Source organism: Oribacterium sp. oral taxon 108 str. F0425 (genome assembly GCF_000214455.1).
Taxonomy (GTDB): Bacteria; Bacillota; Clostridia; order Lachnospirales; family Lachnospiraceae; genus Oribacterium; species Oribacterium asaccharolyticum.
The window spans coordinates 838,067-860,956 of record NZ_AFIH01000001.1; the positions used below are offsets into that span (position 1 = coordinate 838,067).

Annotated in this window: 21 protein-coding genes and 1 tRNA gene; 20 read left to right on the plus strand and 2 right to left on the minus strand. The window is 43.6% G+C overall.

The window, feature by feature from the left end:
• Positions 1–288: 288 nt before the first annotated feature.
• Positions 289–1,311: a branched-chain amino acid aminotransferase gene (locus HMPREF9124_RS04115; protein WP_009429731.1), complete on the plus strand. Its 1,023-nt coding sequence runs from the start codon at positions 289–291 to the stop codon at positions 1,309–1,311.
• A 163-nt stretch (positions 1,312–1,474) separates the two neighbouring features.
• Here the strand turns inward: HMPREF9124_RS04115 and hemW are convergent, their stop codons facing one another.
• Positions 1,475–2,791, minus strand: coding sequence for a radical SAM family heme chaperone HemW (gene hemW / locus HMPREF9124_RS04120; protein ID WP_050791226.1), 1,317 nt, complete (start codon positions 2,789–2,791; stop codon positions 1,475–1,477).
• Positions 2,792–2,855: 64 nt separating this feature from the next.
• Here hemW and holA point away from each other — a divergent pair, with 64 nt between their 5' ends.
• From holA to HMPREF9124_RS04190, 14 genes are all read left to right on the plus strand, one after another.
• Positions 2,856–3,884, plus strand: a complete 1,029-nt coding sequence (gene holA, locus HMPREF9124_RS04125) for a DNA polymerase III subunit delta (RefSeq protein ID WP_009428673.1) — start codon at positions 2,856–2,858, stop codon at positions 3,882–3,884.
• A gap of 105 nt (positions 3,885–3,989) precedes the next feature.
• Positions 3,990–4,469, plus strand: coding sequence for a 3D domain-containing protein (locus HMPREF9124_RS04130; protein ID WP_009428695.1), 480 nt, complete (start codon positions 3,990–3,992; stop codon positions 4,467–4,469).
• 46 nt (positions 4,470–4,515) lie between these two features.
• Entirely contained in the window at positions 4,516–5,043 is a 528-nt protein-coding gene (locus tag HMPREF9124_RS04135) for a 3D domain-containing protein (protein ID WP_009429369.1), read from the plus strand.
• A 100-nt stretch (positions 5,044–5,143) separates the two neighbouring features.
• A complete protein-coding gene (locus HMPREF9124_RS04140) occupies positions 5,144–6,961 on the plus strand; it encodes an ATP-dependent helicase (protein ID WP_009427686.1) in 1,818 nt (605 codons plus the stop codon).
• Positions 6,962–7,053: 92 nt separating this feature from the next.
• The gene (locus HMPREF9124_RS04145) at positions 7,054–7,728 is read left to right on the plus strand and encodes a response regulator transcription factor (protein WP_009428320.1); all 675 of its coding nucleotides are present in this window, start codon (positions 7,054–7,056) and stop codon (positions 7,726–7,728) included.
• Positions 7,729–7,730: 2 nt separating this feature from the next.
• A complete protein-coding gene (locus tag HMPREF9124_RS04150; protein ID WP_009428519.1) occupies positions 7,731–9,260 on the plus strand; it encodes a sensor histidine kinase in 1,530 nt (509 codons plus the stop codon).
• A gap of 65 nt (positions 9,261–9,325) precedes the next feature.
• Positions 9,326–10,018, plus strand: coding sequence for a Bax inhibitor-1 family protein (locus tag HMPREF9124_RS04155; protein ID WP_036597640.1), 693 nt, complete (start codon positions 9,326–9,328; stop codon positions 10,016–10,018).
• 129 nt (positions 10,019–10,147) lie between these two features.
• A complete protein-coding gene (locus tag HMPREF9124_RS04160) occupies positions 10,148–10,399 on the plus strand; it encodes a hypothetical protein (RefSeq protein WP_009428367.1) in 252 nt (83 codons plus the stop codon).
• Positions 10,396–11,244, plus strand: a complete 849-nt coding sequence (locus HMPREF9124_RS04165; protein WP_009429086.1) for a zinc ribbon domain-containing protein — start codon at positions 10,396–10,398, stop codon at positions 11,242–11,244. Before HMPREF9124_RS04160 ends, HMPREF9124_RS04165 begins: the two co-directional genes overlap by 4 nt.
• Complete coding sequence (locus HMPREF9124_RS04170) at positions 11,156–11,965, plus strand: DNA-3-methyladenine glycosylase family protein (protein ID WP_242821604.1); 810 nt, start codon at positions 11,156–11,158, stop codon at positions 11,963–11,965. Before HMPREF9124_RS04165 ends, HMPREF9124_RS04170 begins: the two co-directional genes overlap by 89 nt.
• Positions 11,965–12,561, plus strand: a complete 597-nt coding sequence (gene yfbR / locus HMPREF9124_RS04175; RefSeq protein WP_009429565.1) for a 5'-deoxynucleotidase — start codon at positions 11,965–11,967, stop codon at positions 12,559–12,561. Before HMPREF9124_RS04170 ends, yfbR begins: the two co-directional genes overlap by 1 nt.
• Before the next feature lie 3 nt (positions 12,562–12,564).
• Complete coding sequence (locus tag HMPREF9124_RS04180; protein ID WP_009428696.1) at positions 12,565–13,479, plus strand: leucine-rich repeat protein; 915 nt, start codon at positions 12,565–12,567, stop codon at positions 13,477–13,479.
• Between the two features lie 12 nt (positions 13,480–13,491).
• Positions 13,492–15,102 carry a vWA domain-containing protein gene (locus HMPREF9124_RS04185; RefSeq protein ID WP_009429425.1) on the plus strand — a complete coding sequence of 537 codons (1,611 nt, stop codon included), beginning with the start codon at positions 13,492–13,494 and terminating at the stop codon, positions 15,100–15,102.
• Between the two features lie 98 nt (positions 15,103–15,200).
• Positions 15,201–16,736 carry an ATP-binding protein gene (locus HMPREF9124_RS04190; protein ID WP_009428722.1) on the plus strand — a complete coding sequence of 512 codons (1,536 nt, stop codon included), beginning with the start codon at positions 15,201–15,203 and terminating at the stop codon, positions 16,734–16,736.
• Positions 16,737–16,882: 146 nt separating this feature from the next.
• Here the strand turns inward: HMPREF9124_RS04190 and HMPREF9124_RS04195 are convergent.
• Positions 16,883–16,956 (minus strand) — tRNA-Pro (locus tag HMPREF9124_RS04195).
• A 280-nt stretch (positions 16,957–17,236) separates the two neighbouring features.
• Here HMPREF9124_RS04195 and rpsL point away from each other — a divergent pair.
• The 5 genes from rpsL to HMPREF9124_RS04220 all read left to right on the plus strand — a co-directional run bounded on the left by rpsL (position 17,237) and on the right by HMPREF9124_RS04220 (position 22,583).
• Positions 17,237–17,659, plus strand: coding sequence for a 30S ribosomal protein S12 (rpsL, locus tag HMPREF9124_RS04200; RefSeq protein ID WP_009429099.1), 423 nt, complete (start codon positions 17,237–17,239; stop codon positions 17,657–17,659).
• 186 nt (positions 17,660–17,845) lie between these two features.
• Positions 17,846–18,316, plus strand: coding sequence for a 30S ribosomal protein S7 (gene rpsG, locus HMPREF9124_RS04205; RefSeq protein ID WP_009428151.1), 471 nt, complete (start codon positions 17,846–17,848; stop codon positions 18,314–18,316).
• A 14-nt stretch (positions 18,317–18,330) separates the two neighbouring features.
• The gene (gene fusA, locus HMPREF9124_RS04210) at positions 18,331–20,448 is read left to right on the plus strand and encodes an elongation factor G (protein ID WP_009428382.1); all 2,118 of its coding nucleotides are present in this window, start codon (positions 18,331–18,333) and stop codon (positions 20,446–20,448) included.
• 155 nt (positions 20,449–20,603) lie between these two features.
• A complete protein-coding gene (gene tuf / locus HMPREF9124_RS04215; RefSeq protein ID WP_009429065.1) occupies positions 20,604–21,797 on the plus strand; it encodes an elongation factor Tu in 1,194 nt (397 codons plus the stop codon).
• Positions 21,798–22,094: 297 nt separating this feature from the next.
• Positions 22,095–22,583: a prolyl-tRNA synthetase associated domain-containing protein gene (locus tag HMPREF9124_RS04220; protein ID WP_009429828.1), complete on the plus strand. Its 489-nt coding sequence runs from the start codon at positions 22,095–22,097 to the stop codon at positions 22,581–22,583.
• Positions 22,584–22,890: the final 307 nt, after the last annotated feature.

Consider the following 22,890-nt stretch of genomic DNA (forward strand, 5'->3'; position numbering starts at 1 on the left):
TTTCTAGCTGCTATAAGCTAAATGCATAGTGTAGAAATCGATAACATTTATCGATATTTTTAGTATACTCCTTTTTTTGAGGAATACAAGTAAAATAAATTTTGCACAATCTTTTTGCAAAAAAGAGAGAAAAAGGATAAAAAAGCAGTGAAATTACTGAGGTAGAGAGAAAGGCGGGAATTTAGTTGAAAGGGAAGAGTAGAATTCTTGAGAGAAGACGGGTATACTGTTGAAATCAGTTTTAAGGTTTAATTCTTGTGTAGGGGATTTTAAGCAGGAGGAAATAAAATGGCGGAGAAATTAGATTATTCAAATTTGGGGTTTGCCTATCATACGCCGGAAAAGCGCTATGTTTCGAACTATAAAGGTGGTTCCTGGGATGAGGGCGGATTGAGTAGCGACAGCAATGTTGTCCTCAATGAGTCGGCAGGCATTTTACAATATTGCCAACAGGTTTTTGAAGGGCTTAAGGCTTATCGTTGGAAAGATGGATCTGTCGTTTGCTTCCGTCCGGATTTGAATGCGGAGAGAATGTTTCATTCGGCGGCCTTTTTGGAAATGCCGAGCTTCCCTGTAGAACGCTTCCTTTCCGCATTGGATGAGGTGGTGAGAGCCAATGTCGATTCGGTTCCTCCATATGGAACGGGAGGGAGTCTTTATATCCGTCCTTACCTTTTTGCATCCGGAATTGTAATCGGTGTACAGCCTGCAGAGGAGTATCAGTTTCGTATCTTTACAACCCCGGTAGGACCGTATTTTAAGGGAGGTGCAACGCCGATAGCGCTGATGGTATCCGACTTTGACCGTGCTGCACCGCATGGAACGGGAGCAGTGAAAGCCGGTTTAAACTATGCGATGAGTCTTCATTCTCACGAAATTGCAAAGAAAAAAGGTTTCGCAGAAAATATTTATCTCGATGCGGCCAAGCGAGAGTTTGTGGAAGAAACCGGTGGAGCCAATATCCTTTTTGTAGATAAGGAAGGAAAACTTGTGATTCCGAAGTCGGATTCCATCCTTCCTTCTATTACAAGACGCTCCTTAATCTATGTAGCGGAGCATATCCTGCATATTCCGGTAGAAGAAAGACAGGTTCGTTTCTCGGAAGTTCCGAACTTTGTGGAGTGCGGTCTCTGTGGAACAGCGGCTGTCATTTCTCCGGTAGGAAAAATCCGGGATCATGAAAGAGAGATTCTTTTCCCGAGCGGTATGGAAAAGCCGGGAGAAGTTACGGCGAAGCTATATGAAACACTTTCCGGAATTCAGAACGGAGAGGTTCCGGCTCCGGAGGGGTGGATTAGAAAGATTTTGTAGAGAAAAACGAGAAGTGACGGAATATGGAAAAGGCGATAAAAGGAACACTTCCTTCTATCGCCTTTTCTGTTCTTAACGGGTACCGCTCGTATAACGTACGGTATCTCATTCATGACGGGTATCGCTCGCAAAGCGTGCGGTATCTCGTTTGATGCATAGCCTTCTACAAAAAACGCGCAAGCAATTGATTGGATAAATCCAGTCCTTCTTCAGTAAAGTAGTAACGCGAATTCTGATGGATGAGATAGCCTTCTTTTACAAGCTGTGAAAGAACCTCCCCGTAAAGCTGATGCATATCCACGGAAAATCTTGCAACGAAATCCATTTCCGTAATACCTTCTGTGCGGCGGAGTCCTAAAAAGAAGAACTCTTCCATCTGCTCTTTTTTGCTCAAAGCATGCCTGTCTGTCGTGAGTTCTTTTTCGATTTGATTCTGTTTTTCTGGGGAAGATGCGGTTTCTTTGCACATTCCCGTGCTTGTATTGGCAGTCTGTGTGATATTAAGCCTTCTATCCTCTTCCATGGGGAAGGGAATATCCATATATTTTCTTACATTATTGCAATTCTGCCATCGGGATTTTTGAAAATAGGAAGAAGCACCGATACCGAAGCCCAGGTAAGGGACATCCGACCAGTAATTGAAGTTGTGAAGGGAAAAATAGTCCGGTTTAGCAAAATTGCTGATTTCATATCGTTCCATCCCCATTTTGGCAGTCCATTCCAGCGTCAGCTTATCCATATTGACAAGCTCGTCTTCACTTGGGAGAGGAAGCTTTCCTTCCTTTTGCAAGTGATAAAATCTTGTTCCCGGTTCTACAATTAAATTATAGACGGAGAGGTGTTCCGGACGAAGCATATGGATGTTTTTCAAAGTTCTTGTGTAGGATTCAACAGTCTGCAGGGGAATTCCGTTTATCAGGTCTATACTGATGTTGTCAAAGCCCGAAAGGCGTGCATCCTGGTATGCTCTTAGGAAGTCATTGTAGCGGTGCGTTCTCCCTAAAAATTCCAGTTCCTCATCATTCGTGCTTTGCAGACCGAAGGAGATGCGGTTGATGCCGGCTCTTTTGTAGGAAAGGAGTGCCAACTTCATTGTAGAGGAGGGATTGCATTCTATCGTGATTTCCGGATTTTCAGTCAAAGGATAATGCTTCCGAACCATTTCCATCGTTTTCTCAATTTCGGAAAAAGGAACAATGCTCGGCGTACCTCCACCGAAAAAAATGGAAACAATTTCATACTGTGAATGGAGCAAATATTCCGTATCATCGCTGCAATCCGCTCCGGGTTTTCCGGCACGAAAAAGGAGTTCTCTTCGGAGCTGTTCCATATAGGAACGCATTTTCTCTTCCGTGGAAGGAAAGGAGAGAAAGTCGCAGTATCCGCATTTTCTTGCGCAAAAGGGAATGTGTATATATAATGCAAGTGGCTTTTTCCCTCGTTTTTCAAGGGAATCCGTTAATCTTTTGAATTTGTCCATGGGAAAATCCTCTTCGTTTTTTCCCACTTTACCATAGAGTATTTTTTTCGGCAAGGAGAGCAAAATGGATGTAAAAAGGGAAGAAAGGGAAGCCTTTGCCAAGGCGCAAAAGACCCTTTTGGAAGAATTGAAAAGTGGTGAATTTCATCCTCTTTATCTTCTCTATGGGGAAGAAAGATATTTGCTGTCCTATTATAAGAAGCTTTTTTTGAAGGCCTTTTCTGAAAATGAAGGCATTAATATTACCCAAATCGAAGAGAATTTGGAAACAAAGAATCTGATTGATACAGCAGAGACGCTTCCTTTTTTTGCGCCGTATCGTCTAATGCTGTTTGACGGGAAGATAGGAGGAAAGAAAAAACTTTCCGATGATTTTGTGCAATATTTAAAAACCAGTCCCCAGACTACGGTAATGCTCTTTTTGGAAGAAAAAGTGGACAAGCGGAGTTCCTTTTATAAGACCGTGAAAGACAGGGGACTTATTCTTCCCTGTACAGTGCAGGATGCCGATTTTTTGGAGCGCTTTGCTTTTCAATTTTTTAAAAAAGAAAAAAAGCAGATTACCAGACCCCTTCTGCAGAAACTTCTGGAGCGCACAGGCAATAATATGTATCGGATTGAAGCGGAGTGCCAAAAAGTTATTTCCTTTTTAGGAGAGGAGATAGAGGTCACGGAAGAAAGCATAGAGCTTAGTGTAAAAAAGCTTCCGGAAGATAAAATATTTGACCTGATTGAAGCTTTGGGAAGAGGAAATCGGGAGACGCTTTTCCGTTATTATGGAGATCTTCTGCAACTGGAGGAAAGCCCTACTAAAATTCGAAGTATGATTAAAAACAATGTAACGAAGCTTCTGATTGTAAGGGAAATGCTAACAGAGGGAGGAGCTGAACGGGATATTGCGCAAGCATTGTCTATGGAACCCTGGAGAGTAAGGCGCTTTTGCAGTGAAGCCAGAAGCTATACTCTGGAAGCGCTGGAGGATCTGATGCACGCCTTACTGCGCCTGGAGGAAGAAATCCGGCAGGGGAAAATAGCGGAGCAATTGGCCTTGGAAGTTCTTCTGTGCGGAGAAGAAAAAGACTATTTTTCATAAATAAATGTTCTGAAAAACGGAAAAATTAGTTTATACAGATGTAAGAGAAATGAAAGATACTTTCTTAAAAATTGTGCTAGAATCCAAAAAATAAGGAGGATATCTATGTTGAAAATAGGAAAAGAAAAGTTGAGCTTGTTTTTTGCTCTGGCTTTTATACTCTTCTCTTTCCCCATGACCTCATTGGCGGAGGGACAAAGTGCTCCTCAGGGAAAGGGAGAAATCATTGAATATGATTTGAATCCGGAGTCCGGTGCGGCAAACGAGGCAATTTCGGAAAGTCAAGGATATACGAAAGGAGCTTCCTTGGGGACGTTCCAGCTTGTAGGATACAGTGGAGACGGAATGACCTATTCCGGAGCGCCGACAAAGGCGAACCATACTGTTGCTGCAGATTTGAAGGTTTTACCTTTGGGAACTAAGATTTTTATCGGGGATACCGTTTATACAGTAGAAGATATCGGTTCCGGAGTTAAGGGAAAGATGGTGGATATTTATTTTTCCACTATGGAGGAAGCAAGAGCGCTTACCCGATCCGGAAGAGTGTACAGTGAAGTCTATGTTGCTGTGCCGAAGAGTGAGTAGAATCAATTTTACCGGTGTTTAACCGGATAAGAAAGAGGGTTTTATTTTGTACATTGAAAAAAGAAAAATGCTTGTGTCTGCTGTCCTTTTCTGTTTATTTACCCTGTGTTCCTTAAAAACGGTGAAGGCGGAAAGCGTTATCGGAAGCTACACAACGGAAAGTTTGGGAGATGTTTTGTATTTTTCCACGGAAGGTACCGAGAAAACGGAGGTGGAAAAGCAGGCTGAGAAGGCTGTGCTTGAAAAGGACAGCGGAACGGACGGAAGCGGTGTAGCCGGTACCGCCTTAACTCCGCTCGGAACCTTTAAAATTACCGGCTACTGCCCCTGCTATAGCTGTTCTGAGGGCTATGGAAGAAGAACGGCTTCCGGAAAGTTGGCTAAGGCGGGCAGAACGGTTGCGGTTGATCCCAGGGTGATTCCGCTGGGAACCAGGCTCTTGATTGATGGACAGGAATACATTGCGGAAGATGTTGGAGGAGCGGTAAAAAACAACCATATCGACATCTTTTTTGATAGCCATAAAGTGGCGCATCAGACCTTGCGTTATACGCAGGTTTATCGAATAGGATAAAGCATTTTAAGAAAAACAGCTATTTCAGGATATGTGGAATAGCTGTTTTTTTATACTATAATAAGAAAAAATCCATGAAACAAAGAGGAAGGACAGGGAAATGGCATTCACCAAAGAACAGGAAAAAGCAATATCATCTCAGGCAAGAGCTGTTCTTGTTGTTGCGGGACCGGGCTCGGGAAAGACCACGGTACTGACGGAAAGGCTTGTCTATCTTTTGAAAAATGCCACTGATTCCGGGTCCTGTTTGTTGCTTTCCTTTACAAGGGCTTCCAGTAAGGAAATGGCTTTGCGCTTTCGAAAGAGAGGACTTTCCGGGGTGTCTCCCCATTTTTCAACGATTCATGCTCTTTGCCTGTCACTTTTGAAAGAAGGCAGAGGAGTGGGAAAAGAGAACCTTGTCGACCTCTATGAAAAAATGGACTGGATTAGTCGGTATTTTTTGGAGCAGGGAATCGCGAGGGAAGAGGTGGAGGAACTGCTTCCGAACTACTGCAATCAGATATCCTATTTTAAGTCCATTACAGAAGAAGAAAGACTTGCTTTTCTGCGGGAAGAGAAAAATGAAAACTTTCTTCCATTGTTTCAATATTATGAAATGATGCGAAAAAAGAGAAGTAAGCTGGATTTTGAAGACCTGCTTATAGAGGTTCTGCTGGAACTTCAGAAAAATACCGATTTGGCGGAACTTTGGAAGAGGCGGTATACCCATATTCTGGTTGATGAGTTTCAGGATCTTTCTCTAATCCAATACGCCATTTTAAAGGGGCTTGCCGAGAGGGGCGCATCTTTATTTGTAGTGGGGGATGAAGACCAAAGTATTTATGGATTCAGAGGAGCGAGCCCGGATATTCTCTTTCGTTTCGAAAAAGATTTTCCTTTCTGCGAGAAAATATTTTTACAAGATAATTTTCGCTCTAAAGAAGAGATTGTTGAGCTTTCCTCCAGGCTTATCGGGAAAAATAAGGAACGATTTCGGAAAAACTTGTTTGGAAGACAAGGTAGAGGAGGAAGAGCCAAGTATTATATTGTGGAAAGTACTGCGGAGGAAGGAAGGCTTATTGCAGAGCATGTTGAGACATGCTTAAAGGAAGGATGTCGTCCGGAAGAAATCGCCATTCTGTTCCGGAGTAAGAATCAGATCCCGGCTCTTCTTCCGGAATTTCTGGAGCGAAACATTCCTGTTGTGGTTTATGAAGAGGTCAACAATGTTTTTCAGCATTTTATCGGAAAAGACATTTTAGCCTATCTGCGCCTTGGGATGAATCCGGAGAACGGCTCTGATTTGATTCAGATTCTTTCCAAACCTTACAGGGGACTGAGGAGAGAGAAGATTTTACATGAAAATGCAGGATTAAAGGATTTGCGCGATTCGGTAAAAACTGGCAGAGAGCATAGGGCGGTAGCCGCTTTAGAGATGCAGTTACGGACTCTTTCTAAGCTGTCTCCCAAAGAAGCCGTTCTTTTTATTCGAAAGGAAATCGGCTATGAGAAATATCTGGAGGATTTTGCGAAAAAGAAGAATAGAGATTTTACGGAATGGTGGGACAATCTGGAGGAAATTACGTCCATGAGCGAGAATTATCCGGATTTGGAATCTTTTTTCCGCTTTATAACGGAATTTAATCGGAAAGCGCTGGAGAAGAGGAGGAGTGAAGAGGGGAGTGGAGTCCGCTTTATGACCTACCACAGTGCAAAGGGGCTGGAATTTGATGAGGTATTTTTACCCGATTGTATAGAAGGGGTCATACCGGATGGCAGAGCCAAAAAACAAGGGGAATTGGAGGAGGAACGCCGAAGCTTTTATGTTGCTCTTACCCGGGCCAGAAAAGGAATTCACATCTATGTCACAAAGACGAGGTACAGTAAAAAAACAGTGCCCTCCAGATTTATTCCGGAATTACTGGAGGGGAGCTAGATTAAGGGGAAAAAGGAACCGCTTAGAGAGAATGAAGCAAGGAGCGGAAGGAAGGCTCCGGAAAGCGGAGTTGTTTAATAGGAGAGAAAGAGATGGAAAAACGGAAGATTTTGGTTGTAGATGATGAAGAACGGATGCGAAAGCTGTTACAAGATTTTTTAAAAATGAAAGATTATGAGGTTTTACTTGCCGGAGACGGTGAGGAGGCTATCGATATATTCTTTAAGAAAAAGGATATCGCTCTTGTTATTTTAGATGTGATGATGCCGAAAATGGATGGCTGGGAGGTATTAAAAACCATACGGGAGCACTCCAAGGTTCCGGTGATTATGCTTACTGCCCGTTCGGAGGAGAGTGATGAGCTTAAAGGGTTTGATTACGGTGCGGATGAATACATTTCCAAGCCTTTTTCACCTAAGATTCTGGTGGCGAGAGTGGAAGCGTTACTGCGCCGGACAGGGGGAAACAAGGAAGAGGTTTTGGAAATCGGCGGGATACGCATGGATGCCTCCGCACATAGTGTCAGTGTGGACGGTAAGGAAATCGAACTCAGTTTTAAGGAGTATGAACTTTTACAATATTTTATTGAAAACAAGGGGATAGCTCTTTCCCGTGAGAAAATTTTGAACAATGTATGGAATTATGATTATTTCGGGGATGCCAGAACCATCGATACCCATGTAAAAAAGCTTAGGGCTAAGCTTATGGATAAAGGAGATTACATCAAGACCGTATGGGGAATGGGTTATAAATTCGAGGTAGACTAAAAATGAAAAAACACTACTTGAGGGGAAGGTTTGCCCTGCTTTTTGCAGGGGTTTTCTTTGTCTTAATTGTAATCATGCTGGTAGGAGACAACTTCTTTTTAGAGCGTTTTTATGAAAAAAGAAAAGAGAAAGTGCTTCAAAACGCTTATCAGGAGATTGATCGGTATTTGCAACTAAGCGGCGGATTTTCAGCCGCATTTCCGGAAGAGGAAGGAACGAACGGGGAAGCACAGACCTCTGCCATGCGCTATGTTTCCCGTCTGACGGAGACGGAAAATATTTCCGTAATTATCATGGACAACAACAGTTCACGTTCGTACACATCTTCCGCAAATCCGACCATGCTTCTGCAAAGACTTTCCTCCTATATTCTGGGAAAAGACGGAGAAAAAAGAAAATCTCTCTACAAAGGAGACAATTATACCATCATCAAAACACGAGGAAGAGGAGAAGAAGGCGGGTATATGGAGTCCTGGGGGTATTTTTCGGATAACAGCAGCTCCTTCATCATGTCTATGCCTCTTTCCAGTTTGAGTGAGGCAGTCTCCGTATTTAACAGCTTCCTGCTTTTTCTCGGCGGGATGACCATGGCCTTGGGCGTGATTATTGTCTATATCGCAAGCTATGAAGTGACAAAGCCGATACAGGAGCTTGCACAATTGTCCTTAAAAATGAGTCGTTTGGATTTTTCCGCCCGCTTCCAAGGGGATAACACCGACGAGATTAATACCTTGGGAAATTCCATGAACATCCTTTCGGAAAGACTGGAAGAGACCATTTGTGATTTGAAGAAGGCCAACAATGAGCTCCAGAGTGATATTGAAAATAAAACCCTGATTGATAAAAGAAGGCAGGAGTTTGTTGCCAATGTTTCGCATGAGTTAAAGACACCGATTGCACTTATTATGGGGTATGCCGAGGGTCTTTCCGAGGGGCTTTGCGAGGATAGTGAAAGCCGGACCTATTACAGTAACGTCATTCTCGATGAGGCTAAACGGATGAATCATATGGTGAAGGATTTGATGAATCTTTCCGCCATCGAGCAGGGAAAGGATCTTCCGGATTTCACGTTACTGGATTTCCCGAAGCTTTTACAGGGAGTCATTGCGAATATGGATATTCTCTTAAAACAAGAGGGAATACAGCTGGAGGTGGACATTCCGAAGGAGCTCTATTTATACGGAGATGAGTTTAAGATTGAAGAGGTCTTAATGAATTACCTGCAAAATGCGATTCACCATGTGACAGAGCCAAAGCAAATCGGCATTTATACCGAGTATCGCGGAAAAAATCTGGTAGAGGTGCATGTTCGCAATACGGGGAATCCTATCCCGAAAGAAGATCTGCCTCATATTTTTGAAAAGTTTTATAAGGTGGATAAGGCGCATACCAGAGCTTATGGCGGATCCGGTCTCGGTTTAAGCATCGTAAAGGCAATTATGGACAGCCATCACCAGGAATGCGGTGTGAAAAATACCCTCACGGGAGTGGACTTCTGGTTTACCCTCGAGAGGCGGGAAAAATTATTTTAATGAAAAAAATGTAAATATATGATAGAATGAGCAAAGTGCTTTTGGATTTGAAAGGAGCGTATAAGATGAATGAATGGAATGAAATGAATAATAGAGAAGAGAACGGAGGCGGTCTTTCCGCTTATACCCAAGGGACACTTTCTCCTGCTCTGTACAATGTCTCCATCGGCGTACACCTTTTGGTGGGGCTGGTTATTACCTATTTTCTGGCGCTGAGAATGCCCTATGTTTTGCCGCAGATTTATTCTGTGCATCCGCTTATTTTTTCCATCGGATTTTTAGTGGTAGGCGTTGTCGGAGGAATGATTGCGGCTAAAGGAAATTATGTTCTATCCCTTATCGGATACGGTCTGAATATTCTGGCTTTCGGTACCTTGTTGTCCTTTGTGGGACTCATCTATCCGGCGCAGTATATTGTTTTGGCTGCAGTTTTAACTACCGTGGTGGTTATAACGATGACCGTTGCGGGCATGCTCTTCCCGAATGCTTTTCTCTCCATGGGAAAGACGCTTTTTATTGCCTTGATCGGCCTGGTGGTTGCTGAATTTGTTACCATGCTCTTGGGAATTTTTTACCCGAATATCTTTGCGATAATCGGCATTTTTATTTTCTCCCTCTATCTCGGATATGACTGGGCAAGAGGGCAGCAGTATCCGAGCACGGCAAGTTATGCCTGCTTTACGGCCTTACAGCTTTACATGGACATTATCAATATTTTCATCAGAATCTTAAGACTCATGGCAAGCAGAAGAAGATGATTTTATAAGGTCCGGCCGGGGATTGATTGCGAATGAAAAAAAGGAGGCTTCGACAGCTCCTTATCATTTTTCTATAAGAGGGGATGCGGAGAAGAGTTTTTTTCCCGTCCCCTTTTATGAGGGAAAGAAATGGAAGACTTAAGAATTGCATTACGAAACTTGATGCAGGAAATGCTTTTGAAGAAGAATCTGTCTTCAGACGAAGAGTTTCAGCATTGGTGGATTGACGAGGGAAACGAAAGACGGTATTTTGCACTGCAGGGACGCTTGGAAGAGTTGGAGGAAGAAGAGCGAAGACGAAGCTTGCTTTCCTTTTCTTATCTGACAGACGCATTGGAAGACCTGAATGAGTCTTCCGAGGAGGAAGGAAAGAAAGCATGATTTGTAAGCATTGCGGGCGAGAAATTGAAGATAATTTGGAGAGATGTCCTTACTGTAAGACACCGCTCATTCGTATAAAGGTGAAAAGAATCTGCGCCTATTGCAAGACGGAAATAAAAAAAGGAGATACCGTTTGTCCGGGTTGCGGGAAAAATGTACCGGAAAAAGTTAGAGAACTTCTGGAAAAGGATGAGCTGAACGGAAGTGTTCAGGAGGATTTGGAGGAGAAAAAGCCCTGGAAAGAAAAGATGGACGTTCTATCTTTTACGAAAAACGAAGAAAAAGATTGGGATAAGTATATTTTGGATTTTAGACTTCTGATTTTAAGTATTATGCCGCCGATTATTGCTATTTTCTTTAAAGTCCTTGTTGCGAAAAGCAGTTTTCTTCCTTGGTATTTTACGGTATTGCTCGTCTATTTTGTGATTGCCATGATTGTGTCGTACTTTTTGGATGGAGAAATTCATCGTCTTTGGAGCATAGATAAGAACAGAAAGCTTGGTGAGGCGGAACACCTCGCCTTCTATATCTGTCCCCCCTATACCCTTTACTTCATTTTAAAAAGGAGGAAGGAAAAAAATAATCCGCTACTCTTTTTCTTGGCAATGCATCTGGTTTTGTTTGTAACTTGTTTTTTATTTAAAAAGGGTTTTGGATTTAGTAAGAAAGAAGAATATGGAGAATTGTTCTGCAAACTTAAATCATGCAATAAAATGGTCGGAACTGTGTTTTCCGGAGGAGATTTCTCTGGAAAAAATAGTCAGGAGCGGGCAATGTTTTCGCCCCAGGGAAATATTTCCTTCCTGCTTTCGCTTTATTACCAAGGATTCTATTCTGTATCTTAAGCAAGTTTCTGCAAAGGAGCTTGCTTTTTATATCAATATCACGGAAGAAGGGGATGGAGAAGCTCGGGAAATTACGGAAAAACAATGGAAGAAGATTTGGCTTCCCTATTTCGACGGAAAGAGAAAGTACGGGAAGATAGAAAGAAAGAGTCGGGAGGATGATTTTCTGCAGAAATGCATTGCTTACGGAAAGGGCTTAAGAGTGTTGAGGCAGGATCCGTTTGAAACCCTGCTTACTTTTATTTTAACGCAAAGAAAGTCCATTCCGGCAATTCGTTCCTCGGTGGAAAAGCTTTGCGAGCGGTTTGGAGAAAAACAATATAGTAAAGTGGAGGAAAAAGAGGTATATTTGTTTCCCCGTGCAGAGGCTTTACAAAATGCCGATTTTTCCGAATGTTCCTTGGGGTATAGAGCCCCCTTCGTAAGGGACGCGGTAGAACGGGTACTCGAGAAGCGACTGGATCTCCGCGCCTTGGACAAAGTGCCTACCGAAGAGCTTCTGTTTAAACTTATGGAAGTGCATGGAGTGGGCATTAAGGTGGCTGCCTGTGTGGCCCTGTTTGCCTATTCCAGGATGGATATTATCCCGGAGGATGTTTGGATGAAGCGAATTTGGGATAAGGCTTATTGCGGCGAAAACCCCTATCTAAACGATCCCGACGGAGGGATTATCCAACAGTATCTTTTTCATTACGCAATTCATCATAAGGAGGAATGGTAGTGTTACATTCATTTTTTGCTTTACTGTCCAGAATGAAATATATTCATCGTTGGGCGTTGATGCGAAATGCCAGAGAGGAAAATCTGTCCGAGCATTGTCTGGAGGTGGGAATTCTTACTCATGCACTGTGTTTGATTGGCAACAAAAAATTAAATAAAAAACTTTCGGTGGATAGGGCGGTTCTTCGGGCGCTTTATCATGATGCTGCGGAAATTCTTACCGGAGATATGCCTACCCCTGTAAAATACCGGAGGGAGGAGTTGAAAACAGCTTATAAAAAAGTGGAGAAGGAAGCAGAGGAACGCCTGCTTTCCACACTCCCCGACTACTTGGAGGAAGAGTACAAAAAGGTATTTTTTCCGGAAGAAGAGGAGAATACGGCTTATGAAAACAAACTGATTAAGGCTGCAGATAAGTTGTCGGCTTTAATTAAGTGTGAAGAAGAGCTTCGTAGCGGAAATCAGGAGTTTGCCACAGCGGCGGCTTCTACCAGAAGAAAAATAGAGGAAATGGCGGAAGAACTTACGGAATTGAAGATTTTTATGGAGGACTTTCTGCCGGCATATGGAAAGACTTTAGATGAACTCACGGAGTAGAAGATGGCTTTTTTAGTGGAAGAAAAAGAACTGCAGGGAAGAAAGGGATTTGTAATTACAGGCTATGAGGGCAATGCTCGCGTTCTCCACATTCCGGAGTACTTGGAAAACGCGTCCGGAGAGAAGCTTCCGGTAGTGGAAATTGCGGCTCATGCCTTTGACGGAAGAGGAGATTTGGAAAGGGTGGAACTTCCGAAATCCATTCGCACACTCAGGGCTTTTTCCTTTTTTAACTGTAAGAATCTCAGAGAATTCCTTCTTTGGGACAGTGTGGAGGACTATTATGACGGTTCTCTTCGTCAGTGTCTTTGTTTATCGCATATCTTTGTTTATTTTGAAAAAGATGGCAATTTCCAAATCGTTCGCGATATCCTGGGAGACAGTGACAGACGCTTGCAGTTTCACTTGTATCTAAAGGGCGAGGAAGAGCTTTCCCTGCTTTTTCCCGGTTATGTTGATCGGGTACGAGAAGATACCATGGCCAGGCAAATTCATGACACGATTGACGGTTGCGGCTACAGCTATCGCCAGACAGTGGGGAGAGCCCGCATTGATCTTAGACTTTATGACAAGCTTTTTGAAAGGGTGATTCATGATGCGAAAGGAGCCGCTGTCTATATTGCGCTGGGAAGACTGCGCTATCCGTTGGAACTTTTGGACAAGGCAAAGGAAGACTATCTTCGCTTTTTGCGGGAAGAAGACAGCTTTGCTTTAAGACAGCTTTTGTTGGATTGCGAGACGGAGTGGGTGGAATTTTATATGAGCCTGCGGCTTTTTTCCGAAGCGGGAGTAAAGACTGCGCTGGAGCTTCTGGCTCAATATGGGAATGCGGAACTCACGGCAAGATTTTTGGATTACCAGGATCGGTATTTAAAAAAAGAGAAAAAAAGGGCGTTCTTCGACCCGGACAGTTTATAAAACGGAAAAAAGATGGAAGAGAGAAAACAAACAGCGCAAGGGGCACTGAATAACCTTGGGCTCAGGATTTTAAATCAGGCAAAAATAGAACTTAGCTTATCCATGCGTTATCTTAGTCGGGCTTTGGATAAGCTTTCTTTTCAAATGGATTTTAATACAAGACGGATGGGAACAGAGGGAGAAAAACTTCATTTTCATCCTGAGTTTGTATTTCAACTTTATGTGGAAAGCCCGCAAAAACTGTATCGTCTTTACATGCATAGTCTCTTGCATTGTCTTTTTCGGCATATGTTTAAGACGGAAGGAAGGGAGGAAACACTATGGAATTTGGCGACGGATATTCATGTGGAATATGTTTTGGATTCTATAGATGTTCCGTTACTTTTACGTCCCGCTTATCCCTTTCGCGAAGACTATTTCCTGAAATTGGAAAAAGAGATCAAAAGTCTTTCTGCGGAGCGAATTTATGCCTACTTATCGACACAGAATTTAAGCTATGCTGAGCGAGAACGTTTAGAACAGGAGTTTGTAAAGGATGACCACCGCTTCTGGGAAAAGCTTGGAGAGGAAAAGCAGTCTTTCAGTGCTGATGGAGTGGAGGATTCCGAAGAAAAAGAGGACGAAGAGAGGAAGGAGTCCTCTGAAGGGATGGAAGGAAGCGATAAGAACAATCCCCCTGAAGGGGTGGATGGAAGCGAGAGAAACGAGTCCCCTGAAGGAATGAAAGCAAACGAGAAAAATGAGGTCCCCGATGAACCGGAGGGAAGCGGGGAAAGGGAGGATTCCGGAGAGGAAAAAGGAGAACAAGGGGCCGGAGATTCCGCTATTTCGGAAGATGCAGAGCAAATGAAGAAAGCGAGTCCGAAGCGGGAGGATGCGGATTCGGAAGAACGGGAGGAAAATCGAAAAAGACTGGATAAAGACTGGGAGGATATCGGAAAGCGTACGGAAGAGGAAATGAAGGACGAGAAAGAAGTGGATAAGAGTGAAAAACTTTCCTGGTTCCTGCATTTGGAGCATAAGCGCTATACACCATTTCAAGATTTCCTCAGAAAGTTCTCCGTGGATCGGGAGGAGTTGAAGACCGACCCGGAATCCTTCGACTACGGCTATTATTATTTTGGACTTTCTCAGTATGGAAATATGCCGCTTATTGAGGAAAATGAGTATCGCGAGAGGCGGAAGATTCCGGAACTTGTTATTGCTATAGATACTTCCTATTCTACCAAGGGAGAAATGGTCAAGCGCTTTTTAGAGGAGACTCTTGCTATTTTGCAGGATAAAGAAGCCTTTTTCAGCAAGTGCCAGGTACACATCGTTGAATGTGATGATCGAATTCGAAAGGATATTTTGGTGGAAAACGCGGAGGAAATGGAGCACTATCGTGAAAGATTTGAGGTGAGCGGCGGCTATGGCACGGACTTTCGACCGGTCTTTCATTATATCGAGGACTTGCGGAAAAAAGGGGAACTAAAGGAATTGAAGGCTCTTTTGTATTTTACCGACGGACGAGGAAGATACCCCAAATATGCGCCGGGGTATACGGCCGCTTTTGTTTTTCCGAAAGGGGAAGATATCGATGATGAAAATGCCCCGTTTTGGGCGATGAAGCTGTATATTTAAAGCGATAAAACGATGTATATCTTAAGTGATGAAACGATGACGATAGAATATGGTGTATGAGAATTGTTTTAAGAAATCAAATTTTTATGGAGTAGAAAATGAACATACAAGAAGCAAAAGAAGAAATAAAAAGGACAGTGGAGGCTTATCATAAGAGAGACGAGGATGGCATTTATAAAATTCCCGTGGAGAAACAACGCCCTCTCTTTCTCATGGGGCCTCCCGGAATCGGAAAGACGGCGATTGTGGAGCAGGTGGCGGAGGAACTCGGCATCAATTTGATTTCTTACACGATTACCCACCACACCAGACAGTCCGCTATCGGTCTACCCTTTATTTCCAAGAAAATATACGGGAAGAAGGAATACTCGGTTACGGAATATACCATGTCCGAGATAGTGGCTTCGGTCTATGAGCAGATTGAAAGAACCGGAATCGAAGAAGGAATCCTCTTCCTGGATGAGATTAATGCAGTTTCCGAAACGCTTTCTCCGACCATGTTGCAATTCTTACAATACAAAACTTTCGGTATGCATCGTGTTCCGGAGGGCTTCATCATTGTGACGGCAGGCAATCCTTCGGAATTCAATAAGTCCGTACGGGACTTTGATATTGCAACCTTGGACAGGCTTCGGAAAATTGACATTGAAGAGGACTTTCAAAGCTTTAAAAGCTATGCCTATCAGGCGGGAGTGCACAGTGCCATCACTTCGTATCTTGAAATTAAGAAGGACCGCTTTTATTTTGTGAAGCAGGATATCGAAGGAAAACGCTATGTAACAGCTCGTTCATGGGAGGATCTCTCGAAGATTTTGCAGGTCTATGAGGAATTGCATTATCCTTTGGAGAAGGAGCTTTGCCAAGAGTATCTTGCCGACCCGGAGGTAGCGGAGGACTTTAGCTTATATTACAGCCTTTATCAGAAATACAAAGAGATTTATCATGTGCCGGATATCTTGGAAGGGGCTGAGATTAAGGACACAAGACTCTTTCTGGAAGCACCCTTTGATGAGAAGTTAAGCCTTCTTTCTCTTCTTACGGATGCCCTGCAAAATGCCTTTACGGATTATGTGAAAGAGAAAGAGCTGTTTTCTCGTGTATTCCGTTTCTTAAAGAATATGAAGGACGGCCTTTCGGAGGTTCCTGTAAAACAGGCCTTGGAAGAGGAAATGAAGCGACAGCGAAAGAGAATGGCAAGCTTAAAGGAGGCCAGGATGCTGTCTAAGAAAGAGGAGAGCCTTCGCTTGCAACTCATTCAAATGCTCAGCGAGTTTTACTCAGCTCTAACGGAGCAACATTCTGCTGAGGGTACGAGCAATAGAGAGGATAGAGAAGAAAATGAGGCGGATTTTTCCTTTGTAAAAGATTGTTTTAAGAGGAAGGAAGAAGAGCGACAGGAGAAAATCGGAAAAAGCGGGGAAATGCTCAGTAACGCTTTGCACTTCCTCGGCAATACCTTTGGAGAAGGACAGGAGCTTCTGCTGTTTCTTTCGGAAATCGGCAAGAGCCGCAATGCTCTGGAATTTCTCTCCGACATAGGCAATGAGACCTACACCCGCTATAATCAGTATTTACTTCTGAAGGATAAGCAGAAGGCCTTACAGGAAGAGGCGGAAGAAGCGTTGAAGAAGTAGAAGACCGGTCAGTTTCCGTGACAGAATTCTTCGGATTTTTGAATAGTGCTGTCGATTTTGGAAAACTTTTATGTTTTTTGAAAATAAAAAACAGAGGCACAGCCCCAGCTTACGTAAGCCTGGTCTTACCCGCAACCTCTGCCAAGTCGAGGTGACAAGATTCGAACTTGCGACCCCCTGGTCCCAAACCAGGTGCTCTACCAAACTGAGCCACACCTCGGTAATTCTATTGGAGATACCGAACAATAATACAATATAAGATAAAGAATTGTCAATATGGGAATCCGGAGGAACGCCTTTTTTTGAGAAAAAAAGAAGAGTGTTTTTACAAGAGCTTTTTTGCACGATTTTTCATTTTCAGACTGCAATTTTTCTTGACTTTTAGCACTGCCTAGCCTATATTAATGGGACGTGAGTTTTCTCGCGTCTTTCTTTATGCATGCCTTTCGCAGGGTGGTCAGATAAAGGAAGGAATAAAAAATATAGGAAAGGAGACCAAAATGCCAACATTTAACCAGCTCGTTAGAAAGGGCAGAGAAACTTCCAAGAAGAAGTCTACAGCCCCTGCTCTTCAGAAAGGATTCAACTCCTTAAAGAAGAGAGCAACTACGAACAGCGCTCCACAGAAGCGAGGTGTATGTACAGCAGTTAAGACTGCTACACCGAAGAAGCCGAACTCAGCTCTTCGTAAGATCGCCAGAGTTCGTCTTTCCAACGGAATCGAAGTTACATCTTACATTCCCGGAGAAGGACACAATCTTCAGGAGCACTCCGTTGTTATGATTCGTGGTGGCCGTGTTAAGGATTTACCCGGTACAAGATACCATATCATCCGTGGAACACTGGATACCGCAGGCGTAGCAAACCGTATGCAGGCTCGTTCCAAGTACGGTGCAAAGAAGCCTAAGGCAAAGAAGGCTTAAGTAGTTGAAGGAGCGCGTCGTATAAACGACAGCGTAAAACATGGTTTAGACATGGTTATGACGGAAGCATTTGGTCACAATTTCTTTTCAATAAAGTAGATGTGTCCAATTCCGCATGAACTCAAACGGATTAAACCGAAAGAGAGTACCGTAGATCTAAATGCAATATTTAAGGAGGGAAGTAACGTGCCACGTAAAGGACATACTCTACACAGAGACGTGCTTGCAGACCCGATTTACAATTCCAAGCTTGTAACAAAGCTGGTAAACTCCATCATGTTGGATGGAAAAAAGGGCGTAGCACAAAAAATCGTTTATGGTGCATTTGAGCGAGTAACCGCTAAGGCGGAGAAAGATGCACTGGAAGTATTTGATGAGGCTATGAACAACATCATGCCTGTACTTGAAGTAAAGGCAAAGAGAGTTGGAGGAGCAACTTATCAGGTACCTATGGAAGTAAAGCCGGAAAGACGCCAGACCTTGGCTCTTCGTTGGCTGACAGAGTTCTCCAGAAAGCGTTCTGAGAAGACACAGGCTGAGAGACTTGCAAATGAAATTATGGATGCGGCAAACAATACGGGTGCTGCAGTAAAGCGTAAAGAGGAGATGCATAGAATGGCTGAGGCTAATAAGGCATTTGCTCATTACAGATTCTAATAGGAGGAAAGACATTGGCTGAAAGACAGTATTCCCTTGAGCATACAAGAAATATTGGTATTATGGCGCATATCGACGCTGGAAAGACTACTCTTACAGAGCGTATCCTCTTTTACACCGGTGTAAATCATAAGATCGGTGAGACACACGAAGGTAGTGCCACCATGGACTGGATGGCACAGGAGCAGGAAAGAGGTATCACGATTACCTCTGCCGCAACGACCTGCCACTGGACACCGGAGAAAGAACACAAGAAGATTCCGGGTGCACCGGAGTTTAGAATCAACATCATTGATACCCCGGGACACGTAGACTTTACCGTAGAGGTAGAACGTTCACTTCGTGTACTGGATGGAGCGGTAGGTGTATTCGATGCGAAGAGTGGAGTTGAGCCGCAGTCTGAGAACGTATGGCGTCAGGCGGACACCTATCATGTACCGCGTATCGCTTTTATCAATAAGATGGATGTAGTGGGAGCGGATTTCTTCCACTCCGTACAGACTATCGTGGACCGTTTGGGAAAGAACTGTATCATTACCCAGGTTCCGATGGGAAGAGAAGATACCTTTGTAGGAGTAATCGATCTCTTCGAGATGAGAGCTTACTTCTATAAGGATGATAAGGGCGAGATAATTGAGATTACCGATGTACCGGATGAGTACAAGGATCTTGCAGAAGAGTATAGAGAAAAGCTCGTAGAAGGCATCTCTGAACTCGATGACGACCTTATGGAGAAGTATCTCGAGGGAGAGACACCGACCGAGGAGGAACTGAAGAAGGCGCTTCGTAAGGGAACCATCGAAGGAAACGCAATTCCCTGCCTTTGCGGTACTGCATATCGTAACAAAGGTGTTCAGAAGCTTCTGGATGCGGTTATCGACTTCTTACCGGCTCCGACCGATATCCCGGATATTCAGGGTACCGATATGGACGGAGAACCGGATAGCAGACCGTCTTCCGACTCTGCACCGTTTGCGGCACTCGCATTTAAGATTATGACGGACCCCTTCGTAGGAAAGCTCGCTTATTTCCGTGTATATTCCGGTACCTTAAAGACCGGTTCTTATGTTCTGAATTCAACGAAGAACAAGAAGGAAAGAGTTGGACGTCTCTTACAGATGCACGCAAACAAGCGTCAGGAACTGGATGAAGTGTTCTCCGGTGATATTGCCGCAGCAGTAGGTTTTAAGCTTACTTCTACCGGTGATACCATCTGCGACGAGCAGCATCCGATTATTCTGGAATCCATGGAATTCCCGGAGCCGGTTATCTCCGTTGCTATTGAGCCGAAGACGAAGGTTTCTCAGGGAAAGATGAGTGATGCTCTGGCTAAGCTTGCAGAAGAGGATCCCACATTCCGTGTAAGAACCAATGAGGAAACAGGACAGACAATCATTTCCGGAATGGGTGAGTTACACCTGGAAATCATTGTTGACCGTCTTCTTCGTGAGTTTAAGGTAGAGGCAAATGTAGGTGCACCGGAGGTTGCTTACAAAGAGACCTTTACTAAGCCGGTAGATGTAGAAGGAAAATATATCCACCAGTCCGGCGGTTCCGGTATGTACGGACACTGTAAGGTTAAGTTTGAGCCGATGGATGCGAACGCGGAAGAGACTTTCAAGTTCCAGTCTACGGTTGTCGGCGGTTCGATTCCGAAGGAATATATCCCTGCTATTGAAAAGGGTATTCGTGAGGCTGCTAACTCCGGTGTCCTTGCAGGTTTCCCGGTTCTCGGCGTCAGTGCAAACGTTTACGACGGATCGTACCACGAAGTCGACTCCAACGAGCGTGCCTTCGAGTTTGCCGGTTCCATTGCTTTCAAGAATGCGATGCAGAAGGCGGATCCAATTCTTCTTGAGCCGATTATGAAGGTCGAGATTACGACACCGGAAGAGTACATGGGTAACGTTATCGGAGATGTAAACTCTCGTAGAGGTAAGATCGATAGCATGGAGGATATCCCGTCCGGAAAGCAGATTAACGCTTATGTTCCTCTGGCGGAAATGTTCGGCTATGCAACCGATCTTCGTTCCAAGACCCAGGGTAGAGCAAACTATTCCATGTTCTTCGAAAGATATGAGAAGTGCCCGAAGAACATCCAGGAGAAGGTCCTTGCGGACGCAAAGAAGTAAAGCGAAATCGCTTGCTTAATGCATAAACTGATGATAAAATCATGAACACTGGGTTCGTTTTCAAGAACTTGGGATGTACTGCAATTCGCATGCTATGCATGCGTCGGTGCTTGGCATGATTTTTGTTGTATTACATTTATTAGGAGGGTATTGAAATGGCAAAAGCGCATTTTGAGCGAACCAAACCACACTGTAACATCGGAACTATCGGACACGTTGACCACGGTAAGACAACTCTTACAGCTGCTATTACCAAGGTTCTTGCTGATCGTGTAGCTGGTAACACAGCAACTGATTTTGCTAATATCGATAAGGCTCCGGAAGAGAGAGAAAGAGGAATTACCATCAACACCGCTCACGTTGAGTACGAGACAGAAAAGAGACACTATGCTCACGTTGACTGCCCGGGCCACGCTGACTATGTTAAGAACATGATCACCGGTGCTGCACAGATGGATGGAGCTATCCTTGTAGTAGCTGCTACCGATGGTGTTATGGCACAGACAAGAGAGCATATCCTTCTTGCTCGTCAGGTAGGTGTTCCTGCTATCGTTGTATTCCTGAACAAGTGTGATATGGTTGATGATCCTGAGCTTCTTGAGCTCGTTGAGATGGAAGTTAGAGAGCTTCTTTCCGAGTATGAGTTCCCGGGAGATGACATCCCTGTAATCAAGGGTTCCGCATTAAAGGCTCTTGAGGATCCGAAGTCCGAGTGGGGCGATAAGATCATGGAACTTATGGATGCAGTAGACAGCTATATTCCTGAGCCTGCTCGTGAGACTGATAAGCCGTTCCTTATGCCTGTTGAGGATATCTTCACTATTACAGGTCGTGGAACCGTTGCTACAGGTAGAGTAGAGCGTGGTGTTCTTCATGTATCCGATGAAGTTGAAATCGTTGGTATCAATGAAGAGACTCAGAAGTCCGTTATTACCGGAATCGAGATGTTCCGTAAGCAGCTTGATGAGGCTATGGCAGGTGATAACGTTGGTCTTCTTCTTCGTGGTATCAACCGTGATCAGATTGAAAGAGGACAGGTTATTTGTAAGCCGGGTTCTGTAAAGTGCCACAAGAAGTTTACCGCTCAGGTTTACGTATTAACAAAGGATGAAGGTGGACGTCATACTCCTTTCTTCACAAACTATCGTCCGCAGTTCTATTTCAGAACCACTGACGTAACCGGTGTCTGCATGCTTCCGGATGGAGTTGAGATGGTTATGCCCGGCGATAACACTGAGATGGAAGTTGATTTGATTCACCCAATCGCTATGGAAGAGGGACTTCGTTTCGCTATCCGTGAGGGTGGAAGAACTGTAGGTTCCGGAAGAGTTGTTAAGATTCTTGAGTAATTCTACATAGTATTTTTGAAAGGTGCTGCCTTGTCGGGCAGCACCTTTTTCTTTTTAAAAATATTTCAGGGCTTATAGGACAAAACGTGTTGATGAAAAACGCTCTATCTTTCCGACATTTCAGGGTTTTAGGGGGCTATAGGACAAAATGGTATTCAAAAACGATATCATGGAAATCATAGCCATATAGGACGAATTCATAGCCATATAGGACGTATTCTTGACATTGTGCTTTCTGCTTTCACTATGGTACAATAAAAAAATAAAAATAAATATTAGAAAGGGCAGGTGAGTTAAATGCAAGGATTTAAAGAAGTGATGGAAAAATTGCAAGAGCAGAATATCGAGGTGCAACTTGTAGAGCACGAAGCTGCCTTTACGATGGAGGATGCCGACAGAGTGATAGAGGGCATTCCGGGGGTTAGAACCAAAACTTTGTTTTTGATGAATAAGAAGAAAATAAAGTTTTATTTATTAATTATGGATGAAGATAAGCGCTTGGATATGAGTGCCTTTAAAGACTTAGTGGATGACCGCCAGCTGAAAATGGCTTCGGAGGAAATGTTGTATGAGAAATTGGGGCTACAACCCGGAGTTGTTTCCCCTTTCGGTCTTTTAAACAACAAGGATAAGGATGTGGAGGTCTTTGTGGATAAGGATATTGCGGAGGAGGAAAGAATGAGTTTTCATCCGAACACGAATGAAAAAACAATCTTTATAAAGAGCCCGGACTTATATTCTTTTCTGGAAAAAATAGATCATCCGGCAAAAATAGTGTTATTATAATGAGATTTCTTTTTGGGTTGCAAGACTACATGGAGAAGAACTGAATCTTATTTTCAATAATAAGTTGCGTAAACAGGATGCTGTTTATTTCGCGAGGAATATCGAGTAAGAATAAAAGGCAGAGAGGTAAAACTCTACTGCCTTTTTATATTTAATGGACTTTAGCCAGTATCGGAGCTGACATTTGAAAAATGTTAGCTCTGATACAAAAAACCACCCGCTATGCGGGTGGGAAACACTTGTTATACAAAAATCACCTTTCCTAATACAATAAAGTTGTTCAAGCTATATTGCAGAAAAGGAAGGT

Excerpts from the sequence above, each read along its gene's own strand:
- HMPREF9124_RS04180 (WP_009428696.1), top strand. The coding sequence starts at position 12,565 with ATGGCTTTTTTAGTGGAAGAAAAAGAACTGCAGGGAAGAAAGGGATTT.
- HMPREF9124_RS04165 (WP_009429086.1), top strand. The coding sequence starts at position 10,396 with ATGATTTGTAAGCATTGCGGGCGAGAAATTGAAGATAATTTGGAGAGA.
- HMPREF9124_RS04145 (WP_009428320.1), top strand. The coding sequence starts at position 7,054 with ATGGAAAAACGGAAGATTTTGGTTGTAGATGATGAAGAACGGATGCGA.
- HMPREF9124_RS04150 (WP_009428519.1), top strand. The coding sequence starts at position 7,731 with ATGAAAAAACACTACTTGAGGGGAAGGTTTGCCCTGCTTTTTGCAGGG.
- HMPREF9124_RS04140 (WP_009427686.1), top strand. The coding sequence starts at position 5,144 with ATGGCATTCACCAAAGAACAGGAAAAAGCAATATCATCTCAGGCAAGA.
- HMPREF9124_RS04190 (WP_009428722.1), top strand. The coding sequence starts at position 15,201 with ATGAACATACAAGAAGCAAAAGAAGAAATAAAAAGGACAGTGGAGGCT.
- HMPREF9124_RS04130 (WP_009428695.1), top strand. The coding sequence starts at position 3,990 with ATGTTGAAAATAGGAAAAGAAAAGTTGAGCTTGTTTTTTGCTCTGGCT.
- hemW (WP_050791226.1), bottom strand. The coding sequence starts at position 2,791 with ATGGACAAATTCAAAAGATTAACGGATTCCCTTGAAAAACGAGGGAAA.
- HMPREF9124_RS04160 (WP_009428367.1), top strand. The coding sequence starts at position 10,148 with ATGGAAGACTTAAGAATTGCATTACGAAACTTGATGCAGGAAATGCTT.
- rpsL (WP_009429099.1), top strand. The coding sequence starts at position 17,237 with ATGCCAACATTTAACCAGCTCGTTAGAAAGGGCAGAGAAACTTCCAAG.
- HMPREF9124_RS04220 (WP_009429828.1), top strand. The coding sequence starts at position 22,095 with ATGCAAGGATTTAAAGAAGTGATGGAAAAATTGCAAGAGCAGAATATC.
- HMPREF9124_RS04185 (WP_009429425.1), top strand. The coding sequence starts at position 13,492 with ATGGAAGAGAGAAAACAAACAGCGCAAGGGGCACTGAATAACCTTGGG.
- holA (WP_009428673.1), top strand. The coding sequence starts at position 2,856 with ATGGATGTAAAAAGGGAAGAAAGGGAAGCCTTTGCCAAGGCGCAAAAG.
- HMPREF9124_RS04155 (WP_036597640.1), top strand. The coding sequence starts at position 9,326 with ATGAATGAATGGAATGAAATGAATAATAGAGAAGAGAACGGAGGCGGT.
- tuf (WP_009429065.1), top strand. The coding sequence starts at position 20,604 with ATGGCAAAAGCGCATTTTGAGCGAACCAAACCACACTGTAACATCGGA.
- HMPREF9124_RS04115 (WP_009429731.1), top strand. The coding sequence starts at position 289 with ATGGCGGAGAAATTAGATTATTCAAATTTGGGGTTTGCCTATCATACG.